This window comes from Ruegeria sp. CDSB029, from assembly GCF_059611125.1.
Window position 1 is genome coordinate 69,263 of record NZ_JBXWOX010000011.1, and the last position, 26,228, is coordinate 95,490.

A 26,228-nucleotide genomic window follows, 5' to 3' on the forward strand; every position below is an offset into this window, starting at 1 on the left:
GTTTCAACCCAAGGTGGTCTGCGTGCGCCTCTGAAACGCAAAAACGTGCAGACACTCGAGAATACGTGTTTTCAATCCCTCATCTCACATAGAGACCAATGATGAAACATCGTCTTGTTTGCGTACACTGCCTCTGAAAAAGACCGGAAGGCCTCACAACTTTGCTGCGTTGGCGCAAGGCCGCAATGAGTCAAAAACCGACAAGATGGTGCATGCTGTTCGAATAACAGTGAAGCGCAGTAACCGGGCTTTGCAAAGTTCGCCCTGTGACACGCGCCCGTTATCCTACATCTCGCTAAAATTCCGCGGTCGCGGCCAACACGCACACTATTCCCCGTACGAGAAGTGTCGAAGTCGTTCGAATTCCCATTCTTCTCAAATGAGTTGTACTTCGATTGCCCGAAGCTAGGGACTGGTCTCGGCTTTTTATGTTTGTGTCTTTCCTGAAATTAGAATCCGGCAAGCCAAGCCGCCGAGGCTAGAGGATGTACCCAGTGTTAGCTTGCAGCCGTAAGCGTTCAGCAAGTCAACTGTTATGGCCAAACCTAAACCGGTTCCTCGAACAGAAGTGTCCAGCCGCCCTCCGGAATGCAGTACCCCTTCACGTGCATCTTCTGGAATTCCAGGTCCGTCATCCTCAATGCAAATCTCAATACCGCCCGCAACACGTTTGGCAGCTATGTGAATTCTTGTCCGACACCATTTCAGAGCGTTGTCGAGGAGGTTTCCAATCACTTCTTCGATGTCTTGAGCGTCCATTCGGACCTGAAGTCCGCTCTCGCATTCTGTCGTTAAAGATTTTCCTTCACGCTCTGCCGTGACCGAGAACAATCTGGATAGCCTATTAACCGAATGAGTAAGATCAGTTCGAGAGTATGTAAGTTCAGCGGTGTTTGACGCACGCATGCGTGCAAGGGAGCGCTTGAGCTGAGCATCGATCCTGTTCAACGCGTCGTCGGCAGGTTCGGTATCTGCTCCGTTGTCCGACAAAGCTGCCAGTTCGTTTCGGAGGATCGCAGTCGGGGTTTTAAGCGCATGCGCCAAATCAGCCGCTTGCCGTCGAGACCCAGAAATAATCTCGCGGTTTCTGTGCAGCAATTGATTGAGGTCCTCGACAAGTGGCGAAACCTCTTCCGGATAGCCCTCCGGCTTAAGATCGTCTCCCTTGTCCCAGCGATGCGCCACATCTGCGCGTAGCTTCCTGAGGGGACCGACAATTGCAGACATCAACATCAATGAACCAGCAACTCCGATCAAGCCAACCAATCCAAAAACCGGCAGCAAGTTGTCCTGCGCGGCCCGGCGTTCGCTGATCAGCTCTCCTCTGCTTTCGGCGACTGTCACGCCCCATTCGGTTCCGTCTTCGAACGTGATCTTCTGAAACACACTTCGCACGGCCTCATTATCCGGGCCAGCGGTGTTCCAGACGACCGCCTCTTCCCTCAGGTCAGCAGGTTCGGAAATTGTTTCGTCAAAGAGCGATGCGGACGTAAATATGGCTCCGCTGCCATCCGTCACTTGCCAATACCTGCCGGAGTACGGCGTTCCGTAGGCCGGGTCGAACATGAGATCACGCAGAGCCTCAGGGTCGTCTGTGGTTGCGCTCAGGCCGACAATAAGTTGCGTGTGCCTGTCGCGCAGCGTCTCATCAAACTGTTCCAGGACGCGGGTATTGATGTAGGAAAACACAACGAGCGTTCCGACACCCACAGAAAGGGCGCCAGTCGCGAGGCCGCCAAGCAACGCGCGTTGGCGAAGCGACAACATCAGGCGGTATCGATCATATAGCCGCGCCCTCTGACAGTCGTAATAAGTTCAGAGCCTAGTTTTTTACGCAGCCGGGTTATGAAAACAGCAATGGTGTTGGAATCCCGATCGCCGTCGTATTCGTAAATGTGTTCTGACAACTCGGTGCGCGAAACCATGCGTCCCATGTTGTGAGCAAGGTAGGTAAGAACGGCGATCTCTTGCGCGGTCAGAACCACAGGAATTCCACCAACACTGACGCGCCCGTTTCGTGTGTCGAGCGAGACATCCCCCATTTCGATCACAGGGTTCAACTGACCGCTTTGTCTGCGCAGGATTGCACGCACACGTGCTGCCAACTCGGGCATGTGGAACGGCTTGGTCATGTAGTCATCAGCGCCGGCATCCAGGCCATCCACGCGCTCGCTCCACCCGTCGCGAGCCGTCAGGATCAAAACAGGCGTCTTAACGCCTGCACTACGCCATTCACGCAAGACAGAAATACCGTCGCGTTCTGGCAACCCGATGTCGAGGATGATTATGTCGTAAGGTTCTGTCGCACCCAGGTGCAGGGCGTCTGTACCATTGTTGGCCACATCTACAACACGGCCTTCCGCAATTAGAAGTTTTTTAACCTGCTCGCATAGCTGCGGTTCATCTTCAGCCAGAAGTACTCTCATATTCAAAAGCTACAGTCGCAACGGCATTAGTTTAAGCACTATTTTTAACGATCGCCTTTGCCGTTCCCGCCAGAATTCCCACCGCCGTTGCCATTGCCACCTGCGTTACCACCGCCGTTCCCATTGCCGCCGCCGTTACCGTTGCCGCCACCGTTGCCATTGCCGCCGCCGTTACCGTTGCCGCCACCGTTGCCATTGCCACCGGCGTTGCCATTGCCGCCGCCGTTGCCTCCAGCATTGCCATTGCCGCCGCCGTTGCCTCCAGCATTGCCGTTGTCGCCACCGTTGCCATTGCCTCCAGCATTCCCGTTGCCACCAGCGTTGCCACCTCCGTTGCCATTGTTTCCACGGCTCGTAGAAGTATTGCGACTGTTGCTGACGTCAGCAGGTGTCGAACGCGCTGCTTTCGATATTTGTCGACCAACACTGGATCGATTGGAAACGACCGTTCCGGTCTGGGCATTCACAATTACACTGACAATTTTTCCATCGGGCTTTTTGACAAGAATGCGATAGTAAATTTGATCAGCCTGAAACGCGCGCGCATCAACGGGGGTGCCACCAAAGGCTTTCTCGACGCCTTTGATAACCCGTTTCAAACGGATGGTGCCGCCGGTCAAGGTCGCCTTGCGCAGTTCACCTTGCATGAGCTCGCGCGTCTGGGCAGCCGCTTCCCCAATGGGCAAAGCAACCAGCAAACTTGCAACAATCAAGATCACCTTCGCACGCATGAACGTCCTCGTATTTCGCGGCTAGAGGCTACGTCTTTCGACATGAACCGATGATGAACAAGCAGTTAGCCCTGCGTTCAATTACCCTCAAGTTAAATGGAAACGAACTTTGAAGATTCGTACGTGAATCGAGACTTTGGAACACAGAGAGCCGATTTAAAGAATTAACGTCCGCTGATTTCCACTGAGGAGGCTGTTATGAAAACCACCAATTTTGGACTGTTAAAAGCATCAACCTTGGCAATCGCGTTGCTGGGATCAACTGCCATCGTGGCCACCATCGCCGCGCCGGATGTAGCCTTTGCTAAGGAAGGTAAAGGCAATGGCGGAGGAAACGGTAAAGGTGGAGGAAACGGTAAAGGTGGAGGAAACGGCGGCGGAAAAGGTGACGCTGGCGGAAACGGCAAGGGCGCCGATAATGGAAACGCTGGAGGAAACGGCGGCGGAAAAGGTAATAGCAGCGGCAAAGGGAACTCAGATAAAGGAGACCGTAGCGACCACAGTTCTGCCGGTAACAAAGGCGGAAAGAAAGATGCCGACAAAGGCCGGAGTGGGCGAAGTGCTGGGAAGTCCATTTTTGGAAACTCGAAGTCAAAATCCTCGCGCTCTGCTTCTGGGAATAGCGGTCGTTTTACATTGAAGGATATCTTCAGCGGAAAAGGTAAGACTAGAACGTTTAACACTTCAAAGAAAAACACGACCACTCATAGCGGTAAGCAAAAGCCAAGGACATATTCGAAATCATCAACAACCGTGATTGTCGAAGAGTCCATCCGCCCGGCCGTGCGAACCAAAGGGAACAGTATGGCGGCGCTTCTCGGCGCTCACCCGTCCGAATTAGGAGCGCTTAACGCAGCCAATGCCAACGCAACTGCATTAGAAAACGCTGCACCCAATTCCCGTGTCGGTCGAATTGCCAATTACCGAGACACCGTTCTAGCCGGAGAGCCGCTGCGCGAGGAGCTTGCGGAACAATTGGAAGAACTCGCCGGATTGGAACCTCCAGAGCGGACTATTCCCGAGATAGAAGAAGACTTGCGCACAGCTCTGGTCGACGTTCAAGAGAATCAAGAGAGGGTCGAAGACCTTGAACAGGCGCTCGAAGACGCCGGTGGAACGGATCCTGAAATCGAAGAACAGCTCGAAGAAGCACGTGCGGATTTAGACAGTTCGGTCGAAGAAGCACAGGACCTGAACGACGAACGACAAGCTGCTGTTGAATACGAAGAAGCAACCGAAGAAGTGCAAGAACTCGTTGATCTGGTTGATGAACAAGAATTGGCTGAGCGAGAAGCGCTGGAAGCCGCAGCCAACAAACCCGTCACCGACGCAGTTGAAGAAGAGGTGAAAGCGTTGTTGGGTCTGTAACGAAAGATCCCAGCCTCTTCTCGTCAATCAACTCGAAGTGCTGACCACTCACGGAAGCACTCAGCGCCGGGCCAGCCAAATGTTTCCCAAGAGTGAGAAGCGGCTGGCCCGAAGTTCATTGAGTTCGCCAAAGGTTGCGTCAATTTCCCTAGGGCGCACAAAAAGAAACCCCGCCCCAAACCGGAGCAGGATTTAGTTATCAATTCCAATATTTAGGACGAATATCGGGAATTGTTTGAGAGTCTGCTGAACTGTCTTCAGACGTTGTTATGTGCCTTAAAAAGCCGCTTGTTTTTAACGATTTCTGTCAGTGCATTTTCTATAGGAGGGAAGCGACCACTGCTCGACCTTGTTGTGGTTGACAAACGTTCCACGGCAACTTTGCCGGAGGTTTGCATCACAGTTGTTGGGCTGGACTCTTCAGTCACAAAGGCAGACTTAATCATGCGTTTCCCCTTGTCAGCGATCAAACGGTTTACAACTCGTTCGATCCAACATGAGCACTATGCCTCAGTTTGATTGAACACTTTGAGAACACATTGTTCACGTTCGGTTAATGTTGTTCGCGAAATAAAGACAAAGGATTAAGCGGGCGACGAGGTGGACGAAGAGCACCCTAACCTGGCACTTTGGTTGGATCATGCGATCACAATCTCAGCACATGGTCTCAGGTCGTAAGCAATTTATCGTACAGGAAAGCGACTCTTCGCTGATGAACTCGCCATGACCCATTCAAACTCATATCTAGGCTGTTAAGATAGAGAAGGTGCTCGTTAGGAAAAAAATTATTGGAGTTTTGGCGCTGGCACTGACCGCACAAGGTGCGTCACCAGCCAACGCAAATCCCAGTTTGTGGAGCCATAACACAGGGCAAGCTAGTGGAGTTGGCGCTACCCGCCAATCCAAGTGAAATCCAAATCCGGACTTTGTCCACCAGGCTTGGCGAAAAAAGCGGTCCCGTTCGTACCGCCAAGACAGGCCAAAAAATACCGTCGTCGGGACTACATTTATGATGGGTATGCCCGAGTCGATAATCCTAGCCGGTGGGGATTACGGCGCAATGGATATTACGTGCGAGCCGGAAACTACGTTTACGAAATAAACCGTGAAACTTATGAAGTGTTGAACCTGATAAGGGCAATCGCTGATGTCCTGAATTGAGTGCATTGGTGGTTTCTCGCACTAAATTCAGTTTGCAGTCATTCGGTCGAATTGCCAGATTCGAAGGGATGGACCTGCGCAAGACCTCAGTTGTGGCGAAGAATTCATCTAAACTGCGTCTATGGTTGGCCCGAACGGGGCTTTGGCAAAGCCTTCGCCACGGACTTTTTTGCTTTCTTAAGCAACTCGGGATTTGCAAAGCTCAGCTGGGAACGTCCGGTTTGGGCCATAGACCCGTCACAAGCAACCATTTAACCGACGGCAGCTTTGTCCGGAGGCTGTGTGAAAACTCTGACCGGTCGGCGAAACATGCCGAAAACTCCTTTTATGTGCATTCTCTCGCGCTTCTGAGAGACCATTCGCACAGGCGCTGAAAACGAGCGCGACGAGAGAGTTCGTGAGAACTAGCACCTAGAAGCTTATGATGCCTTCAAAAGGAAACAGACATCATGAACTCTCAAGCTTTAGGTGAGTTCACAAGTGATTAGAAAATACAAAACAACTCCATGCGTTCGGCTACTCAATTCCCGTTGGGAAGGACGGCCGTCGACTGTGGCCCAGGCAATTGTAAAAAACGAAGTGAGTCATCCGGCATCACCCAGACTGCGAAGAGAAGTGTGACCCGGAAGAGTGAATATGGCCCCTTACAATCAAGGAAATCGAGCTTGACCCAAACGCTCAATTGGAGAAACGGACCTTGAGCTCTAAGCTCAAATGCTTCAATGGCATCCCGATCTCTGGACATTCACAACAAAGGCGCACGCATTTCATTAGTCCCTGATCCCGCCGAGCCAGGCACTTGTCGCTTCAAGCCCTTTGCGCAAGACAGAAAACATCTGCTCAATTTCACTTTCGCTAATCATTAGGGGCGGTGAAAGAACACACATGTTGATCACAGGTCGAACAAGTAGCCCACGTTTCTGGCATTCAATATCGATCTGGCCGCCAATCTCGTAGTCGCATCCCAGGTCGCTCCGGGGATCACCATCAACTGAGCATTGAACGCATCCCATCAACCCCATCCCGCGCACATCGGCAACGATGTCAATCTGACGCAGCTGCTGTAGTTGATCCTGAAATACCGGAGCGACGTTCCGAACGTGTTCGAGAAGCTGTTCCCGTTCAATAATTTCCATACTTTTTAGACCAGCGGCCGCGCTGACCGGGTGGCCAGAATAGGTGTAACCATTAGAAAAGGTAGCATCTTTTCCCGCAACGTCGGCGATCAATCTATCCGAGATAACCGCGGCGCCCATAGGTGCATACCCGGATGTCATTCCTTTGGCACAGGTGATTATGTCTGGCTGAATGCCAAAAACTGCATCAGACGAAAACCAATGACCCAATCGCCCAAAAGCTGTCACCACTTCGTCCGAGATATATAGAACATCATACTTCCTGCAGATGTTTAGGCAGCCTTCGTGATATCCTTTTGGCGGTACGATCACGCCGCCAGATGCCAGAACAGGTTCGGCGATAAAAGCGGCAACATTTTCTGGACCAAGTGCCACAATGGCGTTTTCAAGATCGGAAACCTTCTCTTTCAGAAAGCTCTCTTCGCTTTGACTAGTTGCACGGTAGAGCGGATTCACGTCAGGCAGGAAATGTGCGAGGTCATCCGCCTTGTCTAGCCAAAGCCTGTCACGCTCTTTTCCACTGACGCTGGCCGCCAGATAAGTGCTTCCGTGATAGGCTTTTTGCCTTGAAATGATCTTCTTTTTCTCGGGCAGACCCAAAAGGTTGTTTCGAAAGTGGACAAAGCGGATGGCCGTATCCACCGCAGTGGAACCGCCGGTGGTAAAAAAGACATTGTTCAAGTCGCCCGGCGCCCGTTTGGCGATTTCGCGTGCGAACCGCGCGGCAGTCGAGTTGGAGTTGTTAAAGGGCGAGAAATAGGCAAGGTTCCGAGCCTGCTCAGCCATGGCCTCGGCCATCTCCTCGCGCCCATAACCGATCTGGGTGCACCACATGCCGCCCGGTCCATCGATCAAGCGTTCGCCTTTTTCGTTCACCACATGGATGCCGCTGGCACCTTCGATAAAAGTGCGGTCGTTTTCGCCCAAAGTTGCCATCCCTTCCCACGGGTGCAGGAAATGGTCGTTGTCCCAGTGCTTGGCGTTAGAGTTATCCACGGCGGGCCATACTTTCTGCGCTCATCACAATTGGGAACTCTTCGCGCACCTGAGCGTCTGAAGCGCCGAAGTAGTTGGGAAAATGGCTGTCGAGAATGGAATTGGCCTTGTCACGGGCGCGGTCCAATAGATCAGTTTTGCCTTCGTTTTCCCATGTATCTGTACGCTCACGATCCATGAGCCGCGGGTAGACAAATTCGGTGTTCATATAGTTCAGCGTGTGTGGGTTGCCGAGGAAATGACCTGGATCAATGGCGCATTGGTGGATCACATCCACCGCCATGGTTTCATCTGTGACTTCTATCCCGCGTAATGATCGCAGGATCATACCACCCGCTTCGTCATCGATAACCATGCTTTCAAAACTGCATCCCATCAGGCTGCCGATCATACCGCCAAACTCGCAAAGGCGATTGGCACCGGCATGTGCGGCAAGTGTGAAGGTCAGCGCCTTTTCCAACCCGTATTGCGCGTCGGGTATTTTGGCATCGGTCATGCCTGCGCCAACGGATGTGGGCAGGCCATAGAAATTGCCCATCTGAATGGCCGCTGCCCCGATGAGAGCCTGTTCACCGCTGCCGCCGGTAAACGACCCGCTGCGCAAGTCCGTGATGAAGGGCCAGGCGGCAAAACAGACCGGACAGCCCGGTGTGATGAGGTTAACAATGGCAACACAGGCCAGTGTTTCGGCTACGGTTTGAACCAGTGTTCCCGCAAGCGTCGCGGGGGCTGTGGCCCCGGCCTGAGGAGGCACTGCCAGATCGACAGTTAGACCAAGTTTGGCAGTATCAATCAGGATTTCCATGTTCTCCTTGCCGATCCGCAAGGGGGAAACCATAGGGCAGCCGCCAAATATGACGCTTGGCTTCTTCATGAAAGCCCCATCGCCACCTTGCGCCAAATCAAACATGCGAATGGCATGTGGGATATGGCTGCGGTCGCGAAAGGTCAGACAGGCAGGTTTTTGGCTACCTGCGAGCATCGCATATATGGTGTTCATGTCGTGAGCGAAATCATCGGTCACGTCGGTGGCTAAAACCGTATCGCCCAGCATATGGATGTTGTCCAAACAGTCCACCAGACGGGTGAAATCATAAACGTCGCGCAGGACCGAAGGGCGATAAGTTTTGGTCTCGGAATCGAAGGTGGTGACGGCGGTGCCAGAGTTGGCGAAGTAAACGCTTTCTGCCGAGCAATGCATGTCGTCTTTGCCTTCACGCTCTCCTCGGGCATAGACGTAAAATTCCTTGGCAGCACCAGCCAGGATATCGTCCATCAAGACGCGCGGGAAGCATAGCCGATTGAGGTCATTCATCACCGCGCCTTTGGGAAGCACCAGATCAAGCAGTTCCGGGAAATGGTCGGTGACGCCGGTGTTTTCCAGAACGGTCAGGGCCGCTTGGTGGATGTTCTCCATATCTGATTGGGTCAACGGCTTATAGCGCCCGCCGCTTAAGCCTCCACGTACGGTCTCATTGCCCGTGGTCGCCTGTTGCACCTTTATTCGCGCGGCGCGCCCGCCACCACCGCGACGGCGTGATTTTACCTCAGCCATTACCGGCCATCCTTTGTTCTGGTTCCGGGCTGATCATGGCGAAATAGAAATCGTAAAAATCCTGGATCGAGGTTTCCATCTCGCCCAAGGGGCCCGGTTGGAAGTATTGAGAATTCACGCCGGACTGGTTGTGGCGAATGATGCGTTCGTCATCCAAAGATGTGACATGCCAAAGCCAGGTCAGGTCTTCCTTGTCGTAATCCTGGCCTTCTTCGGCGTCAGCGCGAACCAGCCAGACCACCTGAATGTCGGTTTCCTGCAGACCACGTGGAACAAAGCGGTAACCCACCATGTGATCCGAATAAATCAGGAACCAATTCAATGGACCAATATCAAAGTCAGTTGCGCCACCGTCGAAGCCATTCAGCGTTCCGAGCAATGGCGCAAGCGCCTCGCCCGATTTGCTGCCGGTTTTGTAACCTTGGTAAAGCGGGTAGCGCCGATAGTACCCGCTGGTGAAAGGGGTGGGCGCAGCCTCGCCAACAAGCGCCAATTCATCAGGCGTCAGCCCGACTTCTACAGCCCTTGCATTTAGCGGCTCGACCAAGCCAGCCATGTCTTGTGGCGATTTCAGGCTATGAGAGCGAGAGTATTCTTTGTGTGCTGGTCCGCAGTGGTAGCATTCAAGATAGTTCTCAACCGCCAGTTTCCAATTCGCTGGAACCGGAAATGACGCCGTATGCGCAATTTTTAAGTCGTCTAAACCATAGGGTTCGACGAGTGGCGAAAGCTGGCTGAGGACAGGATCTAGCGATGGCGTGTTTGCATCGGCACAGACAAAGATCAAGCCTTTGAAGACACTCACCTGAACGGGAAAGAGCCCGAATTTGGAGGGGTCAAAGTGTTCCCCCATGTTACGGCCTGCACGAAGTTTTCCCGAAAGCTCATACGTCCAGGCGTGATAAGGACAAACAAGAACACGGGAGTTGCCGGACTGTTCAGTGCAGACGCGAGATCCACGATGGCGACAGACGTTCAAATGAGCGCGAACTTCGCCTTCGCGGTCTCGAACAATAATGATGCTCTCCGGGCCATAGTCGAACAGAAAATAGTCTCCGGGGTTTGGGATTTGGCTGACATGCCCTGCCCAAAGCCAGTTACGGTTCCAGACCTGGGCAATGTCATAGTTATAGATGTCTTGCGATGTATAGAATTCACGCGGCAGCGCATGGCCGTGCTGGTGCGAAGCCATCAAAGCATCTAACTGAAACGGTCGGCTGTTCATCACGTCTCCTCCAAATCGATTATCTCGCGGCGAAACCAATCCTTGTCTGTTTCTGCCTTTGGGCGTTCAAAATCGCGTGCCGCGCGGTGGCCTGCGAAGACTGCGTCCACGATCAACCCCGGAGACGCGGCATCGCCAATCAGTTCGAGGGTATTCAACCCGATCCCGCGCAAGCTGTCATAAAGCGCTGTCTCACGATGGCGCTCGGTGACCAGAATTGTCGAGGCACACGGAATATCCATTTCGCGACCGGTAAAGGCGCACCCTATGCGTGCCATGTCACCTTCAACTGCGGTCAACACCTGATTGCAGCGAATGTCGATACCAAGCTCGATCAGGCGGGCCTGAATGCGAGGCTGCTCCAAAGTATTGACGGCGTAAGCTGAGACCAAACTCTCCGGCGTGACAAAGACCACTTGGTATCCGGCGGCCGCCAGTTTTTCGGCGATCACCCCTGCCAGATAGATTTGGTCATCATCATAGATCATCACCGGGCCATTCGGAGGCAGATGGCCGTTCATGATGTCATCAGGCGTCAGCACTTTGGCGCTTTGCTCGATCTGAGGCATATGGCGTTGCGTGTTACGGCCTATGCCATCGGCGCGCCAATGGCTGCCGGTGGCAACAAAGACGTGTTCGACGCCAAGCTCTGCCACCTGATCGCCATCAAGTCTGCTGTCAGTGAACAACTGAACGTTGCTGCGCTGTTTTAGATCACTCAGCCGATAGTCGACAACGCGCGACCAGGCCGCAAGGCCGGGTAGCTTGCTTTCCTTGGCAACACGTCCACCAAATTCAGCTGAGGCTTCGGCCAAGGTCACCTGATATCCTCGCCTTGCCAATTGCGTGGCGCATTCAAGACCGGCGGGGCCACCGCCAATAACCAAAGTATCCGCGTTGCTCTTCTTCGGCGCGATGATCTCGGGGTGCCAACCGCGTCGCCATTCTTCACCCATGGTCGGGTTTTGAGTACAGCGGATCGGGATGCCCAGATTGTCGGATGAGACGCAGATATTACAGCCGATGCATTCGCGAATTTCGTCGATCCTGCCGTCTTCAATCTTTTTCGGAATGAATGGGTCCGCAATGGAAGGTCGTGCGGCTCCGATGAGGTCGACAATTCCCTTTTTGACCATCGACAGCATCATGTCGGGGGACGTCAGGCGACCGACACCAACCACAGGTTTCCGTGTGATCTGTTTGACGTGCGACAGAAACGCGTTCTGATATCCGTCTTCTGGCTGAAAACGGGTTGTCGCACTGTCATTGGACCAGTCGGCTACATTCACATCCCATAGGTCAGGAAGATCGGCCAAAAGCTCGACCACGGCACGGCCTTCTTCTGAAGCCTGCATGCCGTCAGCGCCCACCATCTCATCAATGGCAAAACGGAGCGCCACAGCGCAGCTGTCACCTACAGCTTCGTGGGTATCTTCCAGCAGTTCGCGTGTCAGGCGCACGCGATTTTCAAGCGACCCGCCATATTCATCACTACGCTGGTTCATATGCGGCAGCATGAAATGTTGCGCCAACGTCATGTTGTGTCCGGCATAGACGTAAATGATGTCAAATCCGGCATCTTTCGCGCGCAGGGCGGCCTCGCGGTGCCAGCGGCGGAACTCGCGAATATCAGCTTTATCCATGGCCTGCGCCTGCTTGGGATGCGTCGTATCGACAGACATCTCGGAAGGTGCAAGAACCGGAGCCCGGGTCAGCAGGTTCTGCGCATGGTTGCCATTGTGCACCAGCTGGATAGCTGCCAGCGCACCATGCGCATGTACCGCATCCGTCATCAGCCGCAATGCGGGAACATCGCGCCCGTCCCATAGCCGCCCCTCGGCGTAAGGAGACAGGTCTGAGGTTGGGTGAATCTCGGTCTCCTGATTGGAAACCACCGCCCACCCACCTTCGGCTTTCATCCCACGAACGGCGGCATCCGCCCGCGGTCGGACATGCCCCAGCCCGGTGCAATGTGGCACCTGATAAAAGCGATTTCTGGCTGTGACTGGTCCGATCTGAACCGGTTCAAAAAGCAGAGCATATGGGTTCGCGTTCGACATGTTCACGCGTTTTCCTGTATCTGGGATCCGGAGCCGTAAGGCCCCGGAAATGTTGTTGTGTTAGAAGCCGGCTTTGATCCGTTCAAATTCTGCCAGCATTTTCGCCTCAAGCTCGGGATTCACCGCATCAAAGAACAAACTGCCTTCGAAGAAGCTTTTAGGGTCAGCAAAACCATAGGCTTCGATGTTGGCCTGATCGGCAACTTCGAACGCTTTTGCGTTGGAATGTGGGTAGCCCCAGTTGTCGATGATGTACTGACCGCTGGCAGGGTCAGTGAGCGCGTTCAACAGATCATAGACCTGATCGACCGGTGTTGTGGAAGACTTCAGATGCACGTAACCGCACGCCCAGGTCGCGATGCCCTTATCGACATCACGCATCATAGCGGCAGGCACTTCGTTCCAGATCAGGTTCAGTTCTGACTGGTTCCAGGCCCAACCCAATTCGATCTCACCGCTGGTCATGGCCTGATCAAATTGACCCGCATCGGACCAGTAAAAGCGCATGTTCGGGTGGATCGAGCGCAGGAAATCAGATGCTTCCTTGAACTGCTCGTCGCTCAGATTGGTGTAATCGTCGGCGTTTCCAGTGGCCAGCGCAGCCAGGGCGTACGCAGATGACGCGGCATCCGGGACGGCGATCTTGCCTGCATAAGCCGGATCCGCCAGCATTTGCAGCGAGATATCGTCGCCTGAGATTTTGTCGGTGCGATAGATAAGGCCCGTGTTCCCCCACTCGAACGGCAACATGTAAAGCTTGCCGTCTAGGACGATGGCGTCGACTTCCTTGATCTCGGGCAGAACATCGGCCCAGTTGGTCAGTTTGCTTTCATCCAGCGGCTGGATCAGGTCGGCTGCGACCCATTTCCGGACCGCGTCAGAACAAGGATGCGCCAGATCAGCGGTGAAGCCCGAACTCAGTTTCGTAAAGGCTTCTTCCTGACTTCCGAAATAGGAATAGCTTGGTGCTTCATTCCCGTATTTTTCCATGTAGCTGGCAAAGAACCCGGGATCTTCATATCCCGACCAGTCAAAAACCGTCAGATCAGCGCCACCTGCTATGGCACTTCCCGTACTTATCGCCGTCGCACATGCGAAGGCCGCAATTCCCTGAAGTCTCATTTTATCCTCCCACTATTTTACTTTGTGTCTGTACCTAGATCGATCACGCTTGCCCCCTGAAGCCCCAGCCAAACTGCGTCGCCGCGTTTGAAATCGACCGTGTGAAAATAGTTGGGAACCGATACCGAGATTGGTTTCTCAGTTCCCGCCACCTGAATGTGGTAGTGAATGTTCTCGCCATAAAAAGCGACGTTGCTGACAGTGCCCAGAACCGTTGATGGGTAGTCTTCGGGCTTTTCAGCAGCGATTTCCAATTGTTCCGGGCGAATACCGATGTTCATGTCTTTAGCGCTGGTTACAACGTTGGGATTTCTCTCGATCTCAATTTGCCCGAAAGCGGCTGCATCGATCGACAACATATCGCCGGTTTCACCCAACAACTGGGCAGGCAGTATGTTCATTTCACCGATGAAACTGGCCACTTGCTGATCACAAGGACGGGCATAAAGCGTTGTCGGTGTGTCTACCTGCTTGAGCCGTCCGTCGAACATCACACCGATGCGGTCGGACATGGTCATCGCCTCATATTGGTCGTGTGTGACCATCACGAAAGTGATGCCAAGCGATTGCTGCAGGTTGCGCATTTCAAACTGCATCTGTTCGCGCAATTTCTTGTCGAGAGCGGACAAGGGCTCGTCCAGCAACAACACTTTGGGTCGCATGATCAGCGCACGGGCGAGCGCCACCCTTTGCCGCTGCCCACCCGACAATTCACTAGCGCCGCGATCCTGAAGACCTCCTAGCTCGACCATTTCCAGGGCTTCGGCTACGCGCTGGTCGATCTCTGCCTTGGGGGCCTTGCCCCGTAATCCATAGGCCACGTTGTTCCCGACGTTCAGGTGCGGGAAGATGGCGTAGCTTTGAAAGACCATGTTTGTTGGGCGGTTGTTGGCAGGCACACCTTCCATATCCTGACCGTCGATCAGCACAGTGCCCTCGGTCGGTTCCTGGAAACCCGCGATCATCCGCAATACCGTAGTCTTGCCGCATCCCGAGGGGCCGAGGAGTGAGAAAAACTCGCCCTCTTTGAGGTCGAGATTGATCCCGCTGGCCGCCAGGAATGTGCCATAGCGTTTCTCGACGCCCCTGAGTTCTATGATGTTTCTGTCTGTCATCGGACCTCTGATGCGGATGAGCGGCGGCGGAAGTACTCGGCCAGTACCAAAAGCAGAACCGAGGTGAGCAGCAGGATAGAGCCCAAGGCCAAAACGTTTGGAAGCTTGGCGGGGAAACGGATCTGGCTCCAGATATAGACCGGCAAGGTTGGCTGGTTGCCGGACAGGAAAAAGGCCAGGACGAACTCATCGAAGCTAACCGTAAAAGTGACCAGCATGCTGGCTATGATACCGGGGGAAACGACCGGCAGTGTCACGCGGCGGAAGGTTTCGAACACGCCGACGCCCAGATCGTAAGATGCCTCTTCCAGCGACGCGTCAAAGTCATCAAAGGCAGACTTCAGGATCGAAACGGAAAACGGCAAGGCGAGGAACGTATGGCCCAGAACAACGGTCAGCAGAGATGGTTTGAGACCGAGAAACAGAAACAGAACCAGCATTGACGAAGCCACGATAATGCCCGGAATAACCAAAGGCAGCATCACCAGACCTTCAGCGGCGCGCTGACCCCGAAAACGGTACCGAACAAAGGCACGAGCAGCAAAAAGCCCCATAGCGGTAGATAGAATTGCAACGACGGTGCCGACACCAAGCGAATTCCAAAGGGCCTGGATCAACGTATCCTGCTCGCCCAGTTTCCGATACCAGTCCAGCGTCCAACCCTTGATCGGAAAGGCAACGATTGTACCGCTGTTGAACGAGAACAAGGGTAAGAAAAGGACCGGCAGGTACAGAAAAACCAAATACAGGAAAGCGTAGGCTGTCAGGGTCGAAGGACGTCTCATCTGATCCGCCTCCCAAGCCGGGTGGCGGTAATGACAAACACAATGGCGACGAAGCCAACCGACAGCATTGCGATCAGTGACAACGTAGCTCCGAGGGGCCAATTGTTGGCAGCCCCGAACTGTACCTGAATAAGATTGGCGATCATCTTCCCGTCCGATCCGCCGACCAGTGCGGGGGTCACATAGTCACCGACTGTGGGGATGAAAATGATCAGGCAAGCAGCAATGATCCCCGGGATCGTCAGCGGCAGCGTCACCCGCATGAAGCGTTGCAAAGGACTGTTGCCGAGGTCTGTGGCGGCCTCCAACAGACTTGGATCGATCTTCTGCAACGAGACATAGATCGGCAGGATCGCAAAAGGGGCCCACGCATGAGCAAGCGTCAGCACGACTGCGAATTCATTATAAAGCAAGAAGTCGAGCGGTTCGTCAATCAGACCAAGCATCAGCAGTGCAGAATTCATCACCCCGTTGAACCCAAGGATGAGTTTCCAGGCAAATACGCGCAGCAGATAGCTGGACCAAAACGGAATGGTGATGAGCAGAAGCCAGATAGTCTTTTTCCGGGCTTTCATCGCGATGAAGTACGCGATGGGATAGGCCAGCGCTACAGTGACTAACGTAACTACTCCGGCAATCCAGATCGACCTTAGCATTAAGTGCCGAACCAGCGGATCAGCAAACGCGTCGCTATAGTTTTTCAACGTCGGTGTCTTGTCGAGCGTTACGTAGGTTTGGGTCCAGAACGAATAGGCAATCAGGATCACCAAAGGCGCCGCCACCAGAAACCCCACGTATGCCGTGGCTGGTGCGCTGAGGGTATAACCCCGGGACGCTTCGCTACGAAAAATCACCCTATCTCCCATCTCGGTACTTACGAGTCGCTAATGGACGATCGTCCATTTAATGTTGCGCCAGAAAGGCCTTTCGTGTCAATCTCCCTGTGAGCGGCCCATATGAGAAGACCCTAAGATAATGGAATCATTGAATAGAGTGACAGATCCTAAAGGAAGAAAGCGTAGTTCGAAGCGCGCTCCGGAAGCCAATAGGCAGCTTCTGATTAAGGCGACACTGGATACAATTGCTGATATTGGAGTTACCGATACCTCGGTCAGTCGCATCTGCGAGCGCTCAGGTCTGTCGCGCGGAATGATCCATTTGCATTTCGGGGGGAAGGACAATTTGCTGACCGCTGCGGCCCAGCATTTCAGTACTGAGTATTATGCCGAGATGGACAGAATGACCGATCTGGGCTCGGATGCATCGCCCGAAGACCGAGTGATGGCTGTGATCGAGGCGGATCTGTCCGAAGCTTTGCTCAATCCACGAAGTACGAAAATCTGGCATGCATTCCGAGGCATCGCAAGTTCACATCCAGGTATTGCCCGATACAGCAGCACTCAGGACCCCAAACTTGTCGAGACTTTGCGGCGTGCGTTCTTGGAGATAGCCCAACAAAACGAGCAAGATCCGAACTTGGTGGATGATGCCACCAGCGGAACTCTGGCCTTGCTGGAAGGTATGTGGGTAAATTACCTGACCGATATGCAGATGTTTTCGCGGCGACGCTCTGCGGAACTTATTCGAAGGTTTTTAGGCGGGCTTTTCCCAGGCAAATTCATGTTATGAGCCTTGGCGACGCTCAGATTTGACGTAGAGACAAAACCCCTTCTTGGAAAGCCGACAACTGGTACTGGTGATACCCCCAGCTACTAAGCGCCATCCAGCCGAACACGCGACCTATCCATCGCCCAGCAGGGCATTGCAACGCAATGTCCCGAGAGGGATTTACCCAGAGCCGTCCTTTCGTCGGTTGTTTTAGGGGCACTTTCAGCCCCTCTCGTAGCCAAAGCCTTTCAATTGCGTATTCCCAGTCGATTGCCGCTTGGATCCCAATAGTGCTGCCGCCCAATCTTGTAGAGAATTAGCGATGGGGCATGGAACCATCAAAGGCAAAAAGCGTGAAGACCTCCGAACATCGTAGCGGTTTCTGCCTTTGGTGAGAACTTTTCAAGGTTGATAGCTATGAAGCAACAACGAGTCCTGTTCCTAGGTTAGTGTTGGCTAAAGCAGTGGAGAAGGTTCATGCCATGGCGTCAACAGGGCCTTCTTGCAAAGCTGGCGCTAAATTATCTCAGGCTTCAAATCCTGGAATCAGAGCGGTAGGAAATGAAGTCGCGTTATCAGGCTGATCGACACATCAGATTTCGCGAACCTTGGATCAAAAATTGCCACCGGAATTGGATGCCGCACCAAAGAAAATGTGCCGCCGCTTGTGTCGCTTCGGCGCTTCAAATCTCGTAAAGGTGCTTCCGGACAGTTGGATCGATCCTATTGCTTTGGGCAGGGTAGATACCGCAGGAGGCAATGGCCTCGCGTGCTGATACGCGCTCGTGCAAGCGCTTCCAGATTGTTTTGGCTGCGTAGGGGTGCGGGTATGGGCGCCAGGCGACGCCCATGGTCATGCCGCGCAGATATTTTAGTTGCTGGCGGTGTGCGGAATACAAAATCGTATTGGCGACGCTGCCTTCGCGCGCCAGTTCATGTTCGGTCACGAATATCCTGTTACCCCGCATCGTCACTAGACCAGAGTAACGCGAAATCTGGTGTGTGCTCTTGTCTGGCGAGGTGGCAATTTCCCGGGATCGAATAGTGAACAGTCCGTCACTTTCCTGAATTCGGATCAGGGAACAAAAAATCTTACCTTCCCAGGACGGCGTGCAGAAATAGGAATGATAGAAGCCTACGTAACGTCGCAGGTTTTTTTGCTGGCCCCGAAAAGGGCCCAGAAACGCGTCCGTAGGTGTATTCCCGGCTTGTGGCAGAGCACGCTTGAGCATTCGTTCGAAACTTGCTGTTTCCGCGAACAGGTCGGCTTCTGTCAGGTCGAAATGACGCGCAATACGCCGCATGTTGTGGGCAGAGGGTAGGCTGGCGCCGTTCAGGTAGCGATTGAACTGCTGTCTGTTGACGCCGATATCTCGGCAAATCTGCGAAATGTTCCCATGCTCTGCGCATAATGATCGCAGGTTGGCAGAAAAATTCTCTGACATAGGCAAAACCTTTCGCGTTCTGACGCTATATCACGACAATTCGCGTCAGTTCGCGCAAGATCGCACAATTTGCTTTATCTGCAAATCGGTTTCTTCTTCGGCATCACTTTGCAACAGACAAGCGACCAGATGCCAATTGAACCCATCGAAAACACATGGATCACGCTCGCCGACGGGCGACGGTTGGCTGCGCGCATCTGGTTGCCCGAATCCAGTCCCGCCCCTGCAATTCTGGAATACCTGCCTTACCGCAAACGCGACGGCACCGCGCCAAGAGATGAAACGACACACACCGTATTTGCCGACGCAGGTTATGCCTGCGTCCGGGTCGACATCGCGGGCACCGGGGACAGCGAAGGGCAGTTCGACGACGAATACTCCGAGCTGGAACTGCGCGATGGTGAAGAGGTCCTGGCCTGGATCGCCGCGAAGGATTGGTGCGACGGTCATATCGGGATGATCGGAATATCGTGGGGCGGATTCAACGGCCTGCAACTGGCCTTTCGGCAACCACCTGCGTTGAAGGCCGTTGTCAGCGTCGCCTCGACCGTGGATCGCTATGCGGATGACATCCATTTTATGGGCGGGTGCCTGCTGAGTGACAACATGAACTGGGGCAGCCAGATGTTTGCCTATTTGACCCGCCCCGCTGATCCGGACCTTCGTGCAGACTGGCGAGAGGACTGGCTGGCTCGGCTAAGAAACGTTCCATTCTCTGCCGCAGATTGGCTGCGCCATCAAACGCGTGACGCGTTTTGGAAACATGGATCGGTTTGCGAGGATTGGTCCGCGATCCAAACCCCCGTTTTGGCAATCACCGGCTGGGCAGATGCTTATGTCAATGCGCCCCCGGCTTTGGCGGCAAGTCTGACGGTGCCAACCAAAGCCATCATCGGGCCGTGGGAACACCGTTATCCTCACATCTCTAAACTTGATCCTGCAGACTTTCATTCCGAAGTGATCGGCTGGTTTGACCGCTGGCTGAAGGGGCAGGAAAATGGGGCCGAGGACCTGCCCGCGTACCGGACGTACATGCAGGAGCATTTTAACCCGACGGCGCACAACTCTGCCCGGCGAGGTCGTTGGATTGCCGAAACCACCTGGCCGTCGCCGTACGTGTCCGAACAGGTCTGGCATTTGACACCCGGCGGGTTTTTGCAGGAACCGGCGACAGATACGGTTGCAATAGCCTCGCCCAGTCATGTCGGCCGGGAAGGCGGGTATTTCTGCGCTGGCATGCGGATCGACAATGAACTTGCAGGCGACCAGGCAAGGGATGATGCCCTGTCGGTGTGTTTTGAAAGCGCACCGCTGCAAGCCCCGCTGGAGCTGTTGGGCCGCGCAAAGCTAAAGTTTCGATTCTCGGTGGATCAACCCGTTGCCCAGCTTGTCGCAAGGCTGTGCGATGTCTCGCCCGAAGGAGTATCGCAGCGCATCAGCTATCGTCCGTTGAACCTGTGCCACTACCGCAGCCACGAAGCACCCGAAACCCTGCAACCGGGTGAAATCTATGAGGCCGAGATTGCCCTAAATGAGTGCGCGCATCATCTGCGCGAGGGTCACGTGTTGCGACTGGCGCTGACGACGTCGTACTGGCCGATCGTGTGGCCATCGCCCCGTTCGGCCGAGGTGACTTTGCACTTACAGGAATGCGCCCTGCATCTGCCGGTGCGCGACGTCACGCACGAAGTTCAAGCCTCGGAACCTGGCCCGGCACAGGATTATCCGGTTCTTGCCGCTGAAGAATTGCGTCTGCCATCCGCGCAATCCGAACGCATCATGACTGACGATGGTCGGATCGTTCTGGAGACATTTGATGACTACGGCAAAGCGCGCGATCCCTACCATGATCTGACTGTCGGTAGTGACGTGCGCATGCACTACGGCATTCACCCCGATGATCCGGCATCCGCATGTTTCGAGACCGCCTGGAATTTCACCTTCGAACGAGCGGATTGGCAGGTCGCCATCTCAACCGAATGCCGGATGACCTGCGACACGCAGAATTTCTATCTCTACCGCAAACTACGCGCCACCGAAGGCGCGGATGAAATCGAAGTTATGACGAAGGAATGGTCCGAAACCATTCCGCGCGGGCTTCTGTGACTTAATCCAAGGGAGGATACTATGAAGATCGAATGGACAAAGGCCAATGTAGGTCGGCGGAGGTTCCTGAAAGGTGCAACCGCGCTTGGGGCCGCTACGGCGCTTCCGATGGGATGGGCGAACCATGCGCTTGCTGCAGATGACGGCGTGCTGCGGGTGCGAGCCTATGGCGATGCGCAGAACATGGATCCAGCCCATTCTGTTGGTGTCGTTGAAGAAGAGGTTCATGCCTCGATCTACAACAAGCTGATCCAGTACAAACCAGGCGAGGAATGGGGCTGGCAGATGGATGCCGCCACGATGATCGAGCAGGTCGATCCGACGCATATCAAATTCGCGTTGCGTGACGATATCGGGTTCACCAATGGATTTGGCGCCATGACAGCCGAGGACGTCAAGTTCAGCATGGAACGGATCGTGGACGACGCAACCGACAGTCCGAACAAACCCGACCTAGGGCCATTCAGCCATGTTGAGGTCACCGGAGAACGTGAAGGAACGATCGTTCTGAACAGCCCGTTTGCACCGATCTGGTCGATTGCCCTGCCGTACATTACCGGCAACATTGTCTCGAAAGCCGCAGTCGAAGCCGCCGGCGGCCGGATCGGCGCTGATCCGGTTGCGGAATCCGGTCCTTACCTGCGCGACAGCTGGTCGCCCAAGGAAAAGACTGTTCTTAAGCGCAACCCCGACTGGAAAGGGGACGCGCCCACTTGGGACACCGTCGAGATCTATCCGATCGATGATGAAAACACCGCCGAGATCGCTTTTGAGGCAGGTGAACTGGATGTAACCCGCGTGTCGCTGGGCTCGGTCGAGCGTTATCGCGCTGGTGTTCCCAATGGTGGATCGTTGGTTGAGAAGCCCTCGCTCTACTATGTCTGGATGGGCATGAACGTTGAGCATCCAAAGCTGCAAAATCAAAAACTGCGACAGGCGATTCAGCACGCGGTGGACGTACCCAGCATTCTGGAGGCCGCATATTTTGGTGCTGCCGAACCAGCGACCGGCATCATCGCACCGGGCCTCGCCGGGCATCGGGCTTCTTCGCTGGTGCCACCGGCGGCGGATTTTGAGAAGGCGGCACAGCTGCTGGCGGAATCCGGTGAAACCAATGTCACGCTGACCCTTGATACGCTGAACAAGACGACCTTCACAACAACCGCTCAGATCATTCAGGCCACGCTGGCGCAGATCGGGATCACGGTTGAGGTGAACGTTCTGGAATCCGGGGCGTTCTGGGCGTCTGGTGACAATGAAAACCTGCAGCTTGTTTTGAACCGCTATTCGATGACGCCCGACCCGTATTATGCGACGTCGTGGTTCACGCCTGAACAGATCGGAAAGTGGAACTGGGAACGCTTTGACAGTCCTGAATTCAACGAAATCCATGAAACGGCTGCAGCTGAAACGGATGTCGCCAAGCGGGCGGAAATGTATCAGCGCGCGCAGGATCTGATGGAGGAAAGCGGTGCTTACCGCTTTATCACACACGAGGCGACACCGGTTATTCACAGCGCACGTGTCATTCCAGCGCTGCGGCCAGATGGCCTGTCCCTGCTTCGTTATTTCGGCAAGGCGACCTGACCACCCCAGTTCGAATGGGTACGGCGGGCTGGAAATGTCCGTCGTACCAATACTAACGCCATCAAGCCTTAAGGAGCCAGTTGGCCATGCTGAATTTCGCAACCCGTCGCTTCGGGCTGTCGCTGCTTATCCTGTTCGTGGCGGTCACCGTCATGTTCCTGATGATCCGCGCGGTGCCTGGCGATCCGGTCCAGATCATGCTGGGCCCGCGCGCCACGCCCGAACTTCAGGCCCAACTCACAGCGGCGCTGGGGCTTGATCAACCGATCTGGAAACAGCTTTTGATCTTTTACGGAAACCTTTTGCAGGGTGACCTTGGAACCGATGTTTTCTCGGGCCGTTCCGTGACCGATATCGTGTTCCAGCAATTGCCGTTCACGCTGGAACTGATTTTTGCATCAATCCTGTGGTCTGCAAGCCTGGGTATTGCACTTGGTGCTTATGCGGCGGCGCATCCCAACACGCTGATCGACCGGATCGCCGCCGCAATATCCGTCAGCTTCGTGGCTGCCCCGGCCTTTGTTGTCGCGCTTTTAGCGCTGCTGGTATTCGCCGTGCATTTGCAATGGTTTCCCGCCATCGGTGCCGGAGAGGGGTTCTGGGACCGCCTCGACCATCTGGTTCTGCCAGCCTTTGCCATCGGCCTCAGCTGGGTCGGCTATATTGCTCGACTTGTACGCGCTTCGATGCTCGAGGTTATGGGCGAAAGCCATGTGCGCACCGCGCGCGCCTTTGGGATCGCCGAGCGTCGCGTGGTCATGGTTTATGCACTGCGGATCGCCATTTTGCCGGTCGTTACCGTGATCGGGGTTGGGATGGGCTTTCTTCTCAGCTCCGCCGTTTTTGCAGAAATTGTCTTTGCCCGACCGGGTCTGGGCAAACTGGTGATCGATAGCATCACCACCCGAAACTACCCGATTGTTATGGGTTCGGTCCTCATATCAACGGCGTTGTTCGTAGTGTCGACCGCGTTGGCAGACCTGATCAATGCGTTGCTCGACCCGCGCGCGCGCACGGCGCATTGAGGAGGGAGCGTTATGGAAAAATCTCGTTCCGAACTTGGGCAGATCATCATCGGCGTCGCCCGTGACCCGCTTGGACTTATGGGCCTGATCATCGTCGGCGTAATCGTGTTCTGCGCAATCTTCGCCTATTGGATCGTTCCATATGATCCGATTGCGATGGATATCAAATCCCGCTTGCAAGGACCGTCCGCCGCACATCTGCTGGGTACAGACCAATTGGGGCGCGATACGTTTTCGCGGGTTATCGCCGGGGGGCAAGTTGCGCTCAAGGTTGCATTGCCTGCCGTGTTCGGCGCAATGGCGATTGGCCTGACGCTGGGCATGATAGCCGGGTATGGGCCGAAATGGCTTGATAACCTTCTGATGCTGTTTTTCGATACCATCCGGTCCTTTCCAACAGTGATGTTTGCGCTTGCCGTTGTGGCCCTGATCGGACCCAGCCTTCAAACCGTGGTCTTCGTCGTCATGGCAACCTCAATCCCGACCTATGGGCGCGTGGCCCGGACCCAGACTCTGACGCTGCGCAACTCTGAATTCATTTTGGCAGAACGCTCGATGGGGGCCAGCATGGCGCGCATTCTGGGCGTGCATATGCTGCCCAACATCATCGGCGTTCTGGCTGTGCTGGCGGCTATGGATATTCCCACGGTTATCGCGCTGGAGGCGGGGCTGTCCTTTCTGGGGCTGGGCGTGAAACCTCCTACCCCCAGCTGGGGTGCCTTGCTGAAGGACGGGTACTCATTGATCCGCCAAACCCCCTGGTTGGTGGTTGGTGGTGGGCTCCCGATCATTCTGGCGACGCTCGGATTTACCTTCCTGGGTGAAAGCCTGCGCGATGTGGTTGACCCGAAACTGAGGAAACAGCGATGACCGACACACTTCTGGAAATCGACCACCTCAGCGTCGATTACGAAACAGGCCGTGGTGACCTCAAGGCTCTGAGGGACATCACATTCGACGTCAACAAAGGCGAAATAGTTGGCATTGTCGGGGAATCCGGCTGCGGTAAGTCCACTCTGATCTCGTCTATCCTGCGTTTGACAGCGCCTAATACGCGGTTCCGCGAAGGAGAGATCAGGTTCAAGGGGCAAGATTTGCTGCAGGCCTCCGAACGACATATGCGCGATCTGCGCGGGGCGGACATTTCCATCGTTTTTCAGGACCCGATGCAAACGCACAATCCGGTTCTGACCATTGGGCAGCAAATGTTGGACATTCAGCACCGCTCCAAACAGTCAAAGGCGGACAAGCTGGTCCACGCGGCCAAGATGCTGGGCGCGGTTGGCATTCCCGATCCCGAAGCGCGCCTGAAGCAATATCCGCATGAATTCTCAGGTGGGATGCGCCAACGGATTGCAATCGCCATGGCATTGATGTCCGAGCCCGACCTTTTGATCGCAGATGAGCCGACAACCGCGTTGGATGCAACGTTAGAGGTGCAGATCATCGAACGCTTGCAAGAGCTGCAGCGCGAGTTTCACTGTGCCATCCTGTTTATTTCACACCATCTGGGTGTGATTGCGGAGCTCTGTGATCGGGTGGTGGTGATGTATGCCGGTGCGGTGGTCGAAAGTGGGGACGTGCGAGAGATTTTCCACAATCCCAAACATCCCTACACACGCCGCCTGATCGAATGCGACCCCGGCCACATCAAGGAACGCGCCCGCGTATTGCCAACCATTCCAGGAGAAGTGCCCGATCTGGCGAACCTGCCAGGGGGCTGTATATTCCGGGATCGGTGCGATCAGGCGATGGCGCGCTGTGCCAGCGAGGTGCCCCCCTTGGATCAACTGAAGCAAGGCCACCACGCCGCGTGCTGGCTGAATCATGAGGAGGCCACAACATGAGCTTGCTGAACGTTGTGGACCTGCACACCAGTTACGGGCCGGTCAATGTGCTGGCAGGTGTCAGCTTTACCGTGCAACCCGGCGAGACCTACGCGCTGGTTGGCGAAAGCGGTTCCGGCAAAACGACCGTGATACGCGCCATTGCGGGGCTTGCGCCCGCACAGGACGGTTCGGTTACATTTGAGGGGCAGGAAATTCGCGGCGCGCCGGAACGTGTCATGCGTCCGCTGCGCAAGGATATGGCGATGATGTTTCAGGATCCGGTCGGCAGTCTGTCACCGCGCCTGACCATCCGTAGCCTGATCACCGAGCCTTATCGCATTCAGGGCATGAAAGACCGCGATCTGGATGCCGAGGCCAAGCGCCTGTTGGAAATGGTGAACCTGCCGACGCATTTCGCCGATCGCTATCCTTATCAGTTGTCGGGTGGTCAGGCACGGCGCGTGGGCGTGGCGCGCGCATTGGCGCTGGAACCCAAGTTGATCCTTGCGGATGAGCCGACCGCGGGCCTCGATGTGTCGGTACAGGGTGAGCTTTTGAACCTGCTCAACGATCTGCGTGAAAGATTGGGGCTGGCGATGGTGATCATCACCCATAACCTCAGCGTCGTGCGCCACGTGGCCGACAGAATGGGCATCATGTATCTGGGCCGGTTGGTCGAGGAAGGCACGACCAAGACGATCTTCGACGACCCGCGCCACCCTTACACCCGCTGCCTGTTAAGCGCCAACCCAGAGCCGGATCCGGATGCGCGGTTGGAACGGATCGCCCTAAAAGGTGAACCCCCCAGTCTGCTCAAACGCCCTTCTGGATGTGAATTCCGTGAACGCTGTCCTTTTGCAAAGGAAATTTGCACCCAGACCCCGGAATGGGAAGTGGACGGCGGTCACGGGCTGCGTTGTCTGGCGCCGTTGTCGTAGAAGGAAATCC

At 54.9% G+C, this 26,228-nt stretch carries 21 protein-coding genes; 8 read left to right on the plus strand and 13 right to left on the minus strand.

What is annotated here, in order from left to right:
• Window positions 1-426: 426 nt before the first annotated feature.
• From AC2FI8_RS14440 to AC2FI8_RS14450, 3 genes are read right to left on the minus strand one after another with little or no spacing between them, the layout of a single operon-like run.
• Complete coding sequence (locus AC2FI8_RS14440; protein WP_496779759.1) at window positions 427-1,767, minus strand: sensor histidine kinase; 1,341 nt, start codon at window positions 1,765-1,767, stop codon at window positions 427-429.
• Window positions 1,767-2,426, minus strand: coding sequence for a response regulator transcription factor (locus tag AC2FI8_RS14445; RefSeq protein ID WP_496725618.1), 660 nt, complete (start codon window positions 2,424-2,426; stop codon window positions 1,767-1,769). Before AC2FI8_RS14445 ends, AC2FI8_RS14440 begins: the two co-directional genes overlap by 1 nt.
• A gap of 44 nt (window positions 2,427-2,470) precedes the next feature.
• Window positions 2,471-3,157 carry a PepSY domain-containing protein gene (locus tag AC2FI8_RS14450; protein WP_496725617.1) on the minus strand — a complete coding sequence of 229 codons (687 nt, stop codon included), beginning with the start codon at window positions 3,155-3,157 and terminating at the stop codon, window positions 2,471-2,473.
• A gap of 198 nt (window positions 3,158-3,355) precedes the next feature.
• Between AC2FI8_RS14450 and AC2FI8_RS14455 the strand changes: the two genes are divergently transcribed.
• Window positions 3,356-4,525 (plus strand): hypothetical protein, encoded by a 1,170-nt coding sequence (locus tag AC2FI8_RS14455; RefSeq protein WP_496742162.1) that lies wholly within the window; start codon window positions 3,356-3,358, stop codon window positions 4,523-4,525.
• Between the two features lie 257 nt (window positions 4,526-4,782).
• Here AC2FI8_RS14455 and AC2FI8_RS14460 read toward each other — a convergent pair whose 3' ends face one another.
• The 9 genes from AC2FI8_RS14460 to AC2FI8_RS14500 all read right to left on the minus strand — a co-directional run bounded on the left by AC2FI8_RS14460 (window position 4,783) and on the right by AC2FI8_RS14500 (window position 16,534).
• Window positions 4,783-4,971, minus strand: coding sequence for a hypothetical protein (locus tag AC2FI8_RS14460; protein WP_496779761.1), 189 nt, complete (start codon window positions 4,969-4,971; stop codon window positions 4,783-4,785).
• Window positions 4,972-6,456: 1,485 nt separating this feature from the next.
• Window positions 6,457-7,818, minus strand: a complete 1,362-nt coding sequence (locus tag AC2FI8_RS14465) for an aminotransferase (RefSeq protein ID WP_496769401.1) — start codon at window positions 7,816-7,818, stop codon at window positions 6,457-6,459.
• Entirely contained in the window at window positions 7,811-9,373 is a 1,563-nt protein-coding gene (locus AC2FI8_RS14470; protein ID WP_496779762.1) for a trimethylamine methyltransferase family protein, read from the minus strand. The genes AC2FI8_RS14465 and AC2FI8_RS14470 overlap by 8 nt, the downstream gene beginning before the upstream one ends.
• Window positions 9,366-10,598, minus strand: coding sequence for an aromatic ring-hydroxylating oxygenase subunit alpha (locus tag AC2FI8_RS14475; RefSeq protein ID WP_496779764.1), 1,233 nt, complete (start codon window positions 10,596-10,598; stop codon window positions 9,366-9,368). The genes AC2FI8_RS14470 and AC2FI8_RS14475 overlap by 8 nt, the downstream gene beginning before the upstream one ends.
• Window positions 10,598-12,658: an oxidoreductase gene (locus tag AC2FI8_RS14480; RefSeq protein WP_496779766.1), complete on the minus strand. Its 2,061-nt coding sequence runs from the start codon at window positions 12,656-12,658 to the stop codon at window positions 10,598-10,600. Before AC2FI8_RS14480 ends, AC2FI8_RS14475 begins: the two co-directional genes overlap by 1 nt.
• A 60-nt stretch (window positions 12,659-12,718) precedes the next feature.
• Window positions 12,719-13,780 carry an extracellular solute-binding protein gene (locus AC2FI8_RS14485; protein ID WP_109310916.1) on the minus strand — a complete coding sequence of 354 codons (1,062 nt, stop codon included), beginning with the start codon at window positions 13,778-13,780 and terminating at the stop codon, window positions 12,719-12,721.
• Window positions 13,781-13,797: 17 nt separating this feature from the next.
• Window positions 13,798-14,895 carry an ABC transporter ATP-binding protein gene (locus tag AC2FI8_RS14490; protein WP_496779768.1) on the minus strand — a complete coding sequence of 366 codons (1,098 nt, stop codon included), beginning with the start codon at window positions 14,893-14,895 and terminating at the stop codon, window positions 13,798-13,800.
• Window positions 14,892-15,680, minus strand: coding sequence for an ABC transporter permease (locus AC2FI8_RS14495; protein WP_170560404.1), 789 nt, complete (start codon window positions 15,678-15,680; stop codon window positions 14,892-14,894). Before AC2FI8_RS14495 ends, AC2FI8_RS14490 begins: the two co-directional genes overlap by 4 nt.
• Window positions 15,677-16,534 (minus strand): ABC transporter permease, encoded by an 858-nt coding sequence (locus tag AC2FI8_RS14500; RefSeq protein WP_496779771.1) that lies wholly within the window; start codon window positions 16,532-16,534, stop codon window positions 15,677-15,679. The genes AC2FI8_RS14495 and AC2FI8_RS14500 overlap by 4 nt, the downstream gene beginning before the upstream one ends.
• 139 nt (window positions 16,535-16,673) lie before the next feature.
• On the opposite strand from AC2FI8_RS14500, the gene AC2FI8_RS14505 reads away from it, so the two are divergent.
• Window positions 16,674-17,309 (plus strand): TetR family transcriptional regulator C-terminal domain-containing protein, encoded by a 636-nt coding sequence (locus AC2FI8_RS14505; RefSeq protein WP_496779773.1) that lies wholly within the window; start codon window positions 16,674-16,676, stop codon window positions 17,307-17,309.
• A gap of 662 nt (window positions 17,310-17,971) precedes the next feature.
• On the opposite strand, the gene AC2FI8_RS14510 is transcribed toward AC2FI8_RS14505, so the two are convergent.
• A complete protein-coding gene (locus AC2FI8_RS14510) occupies window positions 17,972-18,733 on the minus strand; it encodes a helix-turn-helix transcriptional regulator (RefSeq protein ID WP_496725609.1) in 762 nt (253 codons plus the stop codon).
• Between the two features lie 129 nt (window positions 18,734-18,862).
• Between AC2FI8_RS14510 and AC2FI8_RS14515 the strand changes: the two genes are divergently transcribed.
• From AC2FI8_RS14515 to AC2FI8_RS14540, 6 genes are all read left to right on the plus strand, one after another.
• Window positions 18,863-20,839, plus strand: coding sequence for a CocE/NonD family hydrolase (locus tag AC2FI8_RS14515; RefSeq protein ID WP_496779775.1), 1,977 nt, complete (start codon window positions 18,863-18,865; stop codon window positions 20,837-20,839).
• 21 nt (window positions 20,840-20,860) lie between these two features.
• Window positions 20,861-22,426, plus strand: a complete 1,566-nt coding sequence (locus AC2FI8_RS14520) for an ABC transporter substrate-binding protein (protein WP_496779777.1) — start codon at window positions 20,861-20,863, stop codon at window positions 22,424-22,426.
• Window positions 22,427-22,512: 86 nt separating this feature from the next.
• Entirely contained in the window at window positions 22,513-23,451 is a 939-nt protein-coding gene (locus AC2FI8_RS14525) for an ABC transporter permease (RefSeq protein WP_170765187.1), read from the plus strand.
• A gap of 12 nt (window positions 23,452-23,463) precedes the next feature.
• Window positions 23,464-24,321, plus strand: coding sequence for an ABC transporter permease (locus tag AC2FI8_RS14530; protein ID WP_113791915.1), 858 nt, complete (start codon window positions 23,464-23,466; stop codon window positions 24,319-24,321).
• Window positions 24,318-25,298, plus strand: a complete 981-nt coding sequence (locus tag AC2FI8_RS14535) for an ABC transporter ATP-binding protein (RefSeq protein ID WP_496779779.1) — start codon at window positions 24,318-24,320, stop codon at window positions 25,296-25,298. Before AC2FI8_RS14530 ends, AC2FI8_RS14535 begins: the two co-directional genes overlap by 4 nt.
• Window positions 25,295-26,218, plus strand: coding sequence for an oligopeptide/dipeptide ABC transporter ATP-binding protein (locus AC2FI8_RS14540; protein ID WP_496779781.1), 924 nt, complete (start codon window positions 25,295-25,297; stop codon window positions 26,216-26,218). Before AC2FI8_RS14535 ends, AC2FI8_RS14540 begins: the two co-directional genes overlap by 4 nt.
• Window positions 26,219-26,228: the final 10 nt, after the last annotated feature.

What these genes read in the sequence shown, in the direction of transcription:
- AC2FI8_RS14490 (WP_496779768.1), bottom strand. Translation starts at nt 14,895, where the DNA reads ATGACAGACAGAAACATCATAGAACTCAGGGGCGTCGAGAAACGCTAT.
- AC2FI8_RS14450 (WP_496725617.1), bottom strand. Translation starts at nt 3,157, where the DNA reads ATGCGTGCGAAGGTGATCTTGATTGTTGCAAGTTTGCTGGTTGCTTTG.
- AC2FI8_RS14440 (WP_496779759.1), bottom strand. Translation starts at nt 1,767, where the DNA reads ATGTTGTCGCTTCGCCAACGCGCGTTGCTTGGCGGCCTCGCGACTGGC.
- AC2FI8_RS14470 (WP_496779762.1), bottom strand. Translation starts at nt 9,373, where the DNA reads ATGGCTGAGGTAAAATCACGCCGTCGCGGTGGTGGCGGGCGCGCCGCG.
- AC2FI8_RS14460 (WP_496779761.1), bottom strand. Translation starts at nt 4,971, where the DNA reads ATGATTAAGTCTGCCTTTGTGACTGAAGAGTCCAGCCCAACAACTGTG.
- AC2FI8_RS14445 (WP_496725618.1), bottom strand. Translation starts at nt 2,426, where the DNA reads ATGAGAGTACTTCTGGCTGAAGATGAACCGCAGCTATGCGAGCAGGTT.
- AC2FI8_RS14515 (WP_496779775.1), top strand. Translation starts at nt 18,863, where the DNA reads ATGCCAATTGAACCCATCGAAAACACATGGATCACGCTCGCCGACGGG.
- AC2FI8_RS14480 (WP_496779766.1), bottom strand. Translation starts at nt 12,658, where the DNA reads ATGTCGAACGCGAACCCATATGCTCTGCTTTTTGAACCGGTTCAGATC.
- AC2FI8_RS14475 (WP_496779764.1), bottom strand. Translation starts at nt 10,598, where the DNA reads ATGAACAGCCGACCGTTTCAGTTAGATGCTTTGATGGCTTCGCACCAG.
- AC2FI8_RS14540 (WP_496779781.1), top strand. Translation starts at nt 25,295, where the DNA reads ATGAGCTTGCTGAACGTTGTGGACCTGCACACCAGTTACGGGCCGGTC.
- AC2FI8_RS14510 (WP_496725609.1), bottom strand. Translation starts at nt 18,733, where the DNA reads ATGTCAGAGAATTTTTCTGCCAACCTGCGATCATTATGCGCAGAGCAT.
- AC2FI8_RS14485 (WP_109310916.1), bottom strand. Translation starts at nt 13,780, where the DNA reads ATGAGACTTCAGGGAATTGCGGCCTTCGCATGTGCGACGGCGATAAGT.
- AC2FI8_RS14525 (WP_170765187.1), top strand. Translation starts at nt 22,513, where the DNA reads ATGCTGAATTTCGCAACCCGTCGCTTCGGGCTGTCGCTGCTTATCCTG.
- AC2FI8_RS14535 (WP_496779779.1), top strand. Translation starts at nt 24,318, where the DNA reads ATGACCGACACACTTCTGGAAATCGACCACCTCAGCGTCGATTACGAA.
- AC2FI8_RS14530 (WP_113791915.1), top strand. Translation starts at nt 23,464, where the DNA reads ATGGAAAAATCTCGTTCCGAACTTGGGCAGATCATCATCGGCGTCGCC.
- AC2FI8_RS14455 (WP_496742162.1), top strand. Translation starts at nt 3,356, where the DNA reads ATGAAAACCACCAATTTTGGACTGTTAAAAGCATCAACCTTGGCAATC.
- AC2FI8_RS14495 (WP_170560404.1), bottom strand. Translation starts at nt 15,680, where the DNA reads ATGAGACGTCCTTCGACCCTGACAGCCTACGCTTTCCTGTATTTGGTT.
- AC2FI8_RS14520 (WP_496779777.1), top strand. Translation starts at nt 20,861, where the DNA reads ATGAAGATCGAATGGACAAAGGCCAATGTAGGTCGGCGGAGGTTCCTG.